This window comes from Petrotoga halophila DSM 16923 (genome assembly GCF_002924615.1).
This window is the reverse complement of the sequence record NZ_JALY01000024.1, coordinates 1-5,785: the sequence shown is the minus strand read 5'-3', so window position 1 is coordinate 5,785 and position 5,785 is coordinate 1. Positions and strand designations below refer to the sequence as shown.

6 protein-coding genes are annotated in these 5,785 nt (G+C 32.1%); 2 read left to right on the top strand and 4 right to left on the bottom strand.

Annotated features, from left to right (window positions below):
- The 4 genes from AA81_RS01165 to thiI form a co-directional block, all read right to left on the bottom strand.
- Positions 1 to 677, bottom strand: a 677-nt coding sequence (locus tag AA81_RS01165; protein WP_103897930.1) for a polyprenyl synthetase family protein, incomplete at its 3' end; no start/stop codon positions are given.
- Positions 678 to 703: 26 nt separating this feature from the next.
- Positions 704 to 1,219, bottom strand: coding sequence for a bifunctional nuclease family protein (locus AA81_RS01160; protein ID WP_103897929.1), 516 nt, complete (start codon positions 1,217 to 1,219; stop codon positions 704 to 706).
- A 35-nt stretch (positions 1,220 to 1,254) separates the two neighbouring features.
- Positions 1,255 to 2,025 carry a lysophospholipid acyltransferase family protein gene (locus tag AA81_RS01155; RefSeq protein ID WP_103897928.1) on the bottom strand — a complete coding sequence of 257 codons (771 nt, stop codon included), beginning with the start codon at positions 2,023 to 2,025 and terminating at the stop codon, positions 1,255 to 1,257.
- A 44-nt stretch (positions 2,026 to 2,069) separates the two neighbouring features.
- A complete protein-coding gene (thiI, locus tag AA81_RS01150) occupies positions 2,070 to 3,278 on the bottom strand; it encodes a tRNA uracil 4-sulfurtransferase ThiI (RefSeq protein WP_103897927.1) in 1,209 nt (402 codons plus the stop codon).
- 434 nt (positions 3,279 to 3,712) lie between these two features.
- Between thiI and AA81_RS01145 the strand changes: the two genes are divergently transcribed.
- Both AA81_RS01145 and AA81_RS01140 read left to right on the top strand, forming a co-directional pair.
- Complete coding sequence (locus tag AA81_RS01145; protein WP_169999573.1) at positions 3,713 to 4,285, top strand: TetR/AcrR family transcriptional regulator; 573 nt, start codon at positions 3,713 to 3,715, stop codon at positions 4,283 to 4,285.
- A gap of 12 nt (positions 4,286 to 4,297) precedes the next feature.
- Positions 4,298 to 5,746, top strand: coding sequence for a radical SAM/SPASM domain-containing protein (locus AA81_RS01140; RefSeq protein WP_103897925.1), 1,449 nt, complete (start codon positions 4,298 to 4,300; stop codon positions 5,744 to 5,746).
- Positions 5,747 to 5,785 lie beyond the last annotated feature (39 nt).

Sequence of the window (5,785 nt, the reverse complement as noted above, 5' to 3'; positions counted from 1 at the left end):
TCCGTAGTAAATAAATCTTTCAAATCATCGAAAATTTGGAAAGAAACACCGAAATTAGTTCCTATTGTATTCATTTTTTTAGCTAGCTGTACTTCCCCTGTTAATAAAAAAGGAGATGCAAAACAAAATCCAAAGACCGCCCCCGTTTTCTTTGAATACATCCCAAGAATTTCTTTTTCGCTCACATCTCTAACTTCTTTTTCAAAGATTAAGTCTTCCGTTTCTCCTTGGAATAATTTTAAAATGGTTTTTATAAAATAATCCATTAAAAGAAATTTATTTCTGTCGTTTATATTATCTAAATTAGCAATAATCTGTAGTGGGAGAGTGAATCCATAATCTCCCGCTAGTATAGCTCTATATTCTCCAAACTTTAAATGGTTTGCGAGTCCTCCCCTTCTTAACTTTGCGTTGTCTAAAGCAGGTAGATCATCATGTATTAGTGATGAGGAGTGTAAAATTTCGACAGCTATTGAAATATCCAATAAATTCTTTTTATTTGCAGAAACGATTTGCCCAAAGTTATATATAATCCATGGTCTTAGTCTCTTACCTCCGTTTTCTATGTAATAAAACAACGGGTCTTTTAAATGGTTTTCCAGGTCTAAATTTTCAAAAAAATCCATTATCTTCTTGTCAAAAATATTTTTAAACTCAGGTAATTTTAGAAATTCCATTGATCCACCTCGCACTAATAAATAAATTATTCGTCATCTTGATCTTTTTTATTTTTATTTTCAAACTTCCTTCTTAGCTCGTCTATATCGAAATTTTCAATTTCTTGTCTGAATTCGGTTTCTTGTTCTGTGGTTATAAAAGAAGCTTCAATACCATGTTCGGATACTATTTCTTCTTCTATGTAAATAGGTAGGTTGTATTTTAAGGATAAAATAATGCAATCGGAGGGTCGAGCATCGATATAGATCTCTTTGGAATCATTATTTTTTAAAATTAATTTTGCATAATAAATATCTTCCTTGAATTCGTCAATTTCTATCTTAATGGCTTTTGCCTTGAGTTGTTGAAGGACATTGCCAATGAGATCATGAGTTAAAGGCCTTTCAAAATCTTCGTTTCTCAATATTAAAGCCAAGATTCCAGCTTCACATGGCCCTATCCATATTGGTACAACAAAGTTTGTATCTTCTACCTTCAAAAAAACTATTGGTGAATTTGAGACTTTATCTATTCCCATGGTAACATTGCTTACTTTTTTCATGGTTTAAAACCTCCTTTAAGAAACTGAAATTATGTTCATGTCTCTTTCAAAGCAAGCTGAGGTTCACTTGTAATCTTTTCACTGATAATACTTTTGAGACATTCTCTTAATTCTCCTTCGCTAGCAAAGTGTTTTGGTTCAATTGGCTCGTGTATGAATAAATTAATATTCGAAGGTTTGATAAACGCGCTTCCTTTTTTGCTCATTTTGATAGTCCCGTCTATTGTGACAGGTAATATTTTTATATTATACCTAAAAGGTATTAAAAGAGTTCCATTCTTAAACTCACCTACTTGACCGTCTAAACTCCTTGTTCCTTCGGGGAAAAGCGATATTATTTCTCCTGATTGAGATAATTTTGCGAATTTTTTAAGAGCTATAGCGCCACTTTTTGAATTACTTCTATCTATAAAGATAGACCCAAGCTTTTTAATAAAACTTCCCAGTATAGGAATCATAGCAAGCTCTTTTTTTGCTATAAAAGCTGTGGGATAAATATAACCTAAAATTAAAGGAATATCGAATATGCTTTGATGGTTCGATACTATTACGTAAGGCCCTTGCTTTGGTATATTTTCTTCACCGAAAACCGAAATCTTACTATTTAAAAATTTAAAAGTAACCTTTCCAAACCAAGATACAACTGTTCTAATATATTCTTGAGAGGCTTTAGACCCTTTCCGCTTTTCCAAAATATTTGCTTTTATCAATACATAACTTCCATATACAATAACAACGCCAAAAAATCCGATAATTAACCATATTGTGAAGAGAACTGCCTTTATTGTTTCTAATACCTTTTTCATCGAATGTCCTCCTTTTTTGTCCCCTTTCTGTAATATACGTAAGACTATGATTCAAAGTGATCAATTTCTGAGATTTTACTATCTTCAATTTTGTATTTTTTAACATCATTTAAGGCTTCTTCTTCTAATTCGCCTAAATTTGGTAAAGAATTTTCAATTGATTTTATGTGATTTGTATCTGATTTAGTGGCAGGTTTAGAAGGAATAAATACGCTACATGAGTCTTCGTATGGTAAAATAGATGTTTCATACAATCCAAATTTATGGGATAATTTAATGGTTTCGTTTTTTGTATAACCTATAAGTGGTCTTAAAACGACTTTTTGGCTTGAGTCAGAAATCGTTAGTAGATTTTCTATGGTTTGTGAGGCTACTTGCCCTAAATTTTCACCACTAACCAAAACTTTTGTGTTTGTAATATCAGAAATTTTATTGGTAATCCTCATCATAGATCTTCTTTGTAGAATGACTGAATATTTATTTTCTTTTATATCTCTTAAAAGAAGTTGGATTTTAGTTAAAGGTACCACATATAAATAAAAAGGAAAAGAAGTATATTCAGATACTATAGAACCAATTTTCAAAATTTTACTTAAAGATTTAGGACCTGTAAATGGTGGACTATAAAAGTTCACAGCATTTAGTGACATTCCCCGTCGCATCATTAAAAGAGTGGCTACTGGACTATCAATCCCTCCTGACAACAAAACGGTTCCTTTTGAAGATGTACCAACAGGTAATCCACTTGGTCCTTCTAAACGATTGTTGAATATAAACGTACCCTCTTTTCTAATATCTATTTCTATATTAAGCTCTGGATGATTTAAATCAACTTTTAGTTGGGGGAAATTATTCAGTATAAACTCACCTATTATACCAGCGAATTCTTGGCTGTTATAAGGGAATGATTTATTGGCTCGATTGACACTTATTTTAAAAGTTTTATAATTATTGTTTTCAAGAGATTTTTTTGCTACTTTATAGACTTGAATTTTAATTGAGTCTATATTTGATTCAGTTTTTTCGGCTATAGAAAACGAATGTATCCCGAAAATCTTTTTTAGAATATCTACATCTTTAACGGTTATTCCCATATTTTGTTGAGAAATTAGATATATTCTGTTATTGTTAACCCTGAAAATGAAATTCTGCGAAATTTTGCTTTGAATGTTGTCTTTGAGTTTATGCATAAAAAACATTTTGTTCTTATTTTTTAGACCAATTTCGTCAACCCTGACTATCACTACTTGCATTTGTTTCCCACCTTATAATTTTTGAAAAATATTTTCTACATTTAAATTATAACATAACCGGGAATTTAGAGCTATATTTTTTTAGTAAGACACTTTAAAAATAAAAAAGATTATAAAAAAGGTAGGTAGCGAAGCAAAGGGAGGCTCCGGACAACTTGAAAAGAGCATAAAAGAGTAACATTTTCAGCAACAATATGTAAATAAAATGTCTTTTCAGAAAATATTAAGTTAAAAAAGTACGATTTTGATTCTGTTTAATATATATGCTGTCTATCCATTATAAATAGAGTATTATATCTTATTATAAAACGTACGGTAATAAACGGATAAATTTAGTCATATTTGAATTATTTTTCACAATAGTTTATAATCTAAATGACTGACCAGTCAGTCAGGAAAAAGAGGTGATCCAAATTAACACAGGGGTAAAGGTTTTGGATAAACAAGAACGCAAAAAATACATAGCAGAAAAAACTTTAGAATTAATAAGCGAAAAAGGTTTGACAAATCTAACGATGGAAGATGTTGCTCTTTCGTGTAATTTGTCTAAAGGTTCTATATATAACTATTTCAAAAATAAAAATTCGCTAATTGTTTCTGCTTTTAGTGCGCTGTTAGAAAAAGTCCAAAATTTTTTTGAAGACAAGGAATCTAATCCCACTCAGGATTGTGCGGAAGAGAGTGCTGATTTTTATGCGAATCTTTATTCAGAAATTTTAAATACTTTTCCTTCAAAAGAATTGATGCGACTGTTTGAAATTTTGATGAATTCGACACATGAGCCAAGTATGATGCAAATTTTAACTCAAACATTTAAAGAGAATTATGGAAAGATCCTTAGCAGATTTGAAAAGTTATTTAATTCGAAAACGAAAGCTTTTATGTTACAAGCGATGTTTGATGGTTTAGTTATATACAGGGCAGTAGGTGTAGAATTCTCTGATAATGAGATAAGGGATAATTTAAAAAAAATGATTTTAAGTCTTACGGATGAAAACAAAAATTAGGAGGTGTCCGGTATGGCAGTTATGGATTCAATGAAAAACATGTTACTTAAACAAAGTTCTAAATTAATAGCCGGTGTCGTAAGAAATTCTGATGTGGATCAACTTGCTAAATTGTTATGGACTTTATCGAAATTCTCTAAGGAACCTGCAAAAAGTGGACTTAGAAAATTAGCAACGGGGGCGGAAAATCATGATCCAATGCTCGTGAACTGGGCTGATTTATTCAAAAGATCTAATCCCAAAGTTGTTGAAAAAATAATAAACAATTTAATCATTAATGAATTTGCAGTTGGTGAAAGAACAAGACAGGAAAAGATGCATGAATACGGGATCGTACTCCCCAAATTAGCCGTGCTTTCTCCAACATATGCATGTAACCTCAGATGTGTGGGTTGTTATGCTGCTATGTATGGACACAAGTACATGCTTTCCAAAGAAGAAATTTTTGATGTAATTCGACAGTTCAATGATTTGGGTATCTATTTCTTCATTATAACAGGTGGAGAACCATTTGTCTATCCTTATCTGTTTGATGTTCTCGAAGAGTTTAATGATTCTTTCTTTTTGCTTTATACGAATGGGACCTTGATTAATGAAGAAAACGCTAAAAAGTTGGCAGAATTAGGTAATGCTACATTGGCTATCTCAGTGGAAGGGTATGAAGCCGATACCGATTGGAGAAGAGGTAAAGGGGTTTTTGAAAAAATTCAGAATGCTTGGAAGCTCTTGAGTGAAAATGGTGTTATATATGGAGCCTCCGTCACGGCAACGAGAAAGAATCACGATGCAATAATGAACGATGATTTTTGGGAGTACTTAAAAGAAAACAATGTGAGTTACGCGTGGATTTTCCAATTTATGCCTGTAGGAGCAGATGCGTCAATGGATTTGGTGCCAACTCCCGAACAAAGGTACGAAAGATTTTACAAATTGGAAGAGTTAAGGTTAGGTGGAAAGTTTGCGTTTGTTGCCGATTTTTGGAATCACGGTTTCTTAACCAATGGTTGTTTAGCAGCAGGATCTAAGTATTTACATATAAACGCCAAAGGTTATGCTGAACCATGTGTCTTCCAACAGTTTGCTGTGGATAATATAAGGGAAAAAAGAATTGTAGATATATTAAAATCACCATTTTTTGAGGCTTATAAGAGAACCATTCCATATTCCAATAATTTGTTTAGGCCATGCCCTATAATAGATAATCCGAAGGTATTCAGGGCAATGGTAAAGAAGTTCAACGCTATTCCACAGCATCCCGGAAGCGAGAGGACCGTGAATGAATTAGCCCCTGAATTAGATCAACTTGCCGAAGAATGGAAAAAATATGCCGATAAACTTTGGTATGAGGAAGGCTACGCTGAGAAATATCCTTCAAAAAGAGGTGTATATAACTACAAAGTAAGGATGAGAAGATACTCAGAAAATGAAGAAAAATTAGCATTGGACAAAAAAGCTGAATAGTAATTCTTTGATTATAATGCTATCTTTTAAAATAACGGG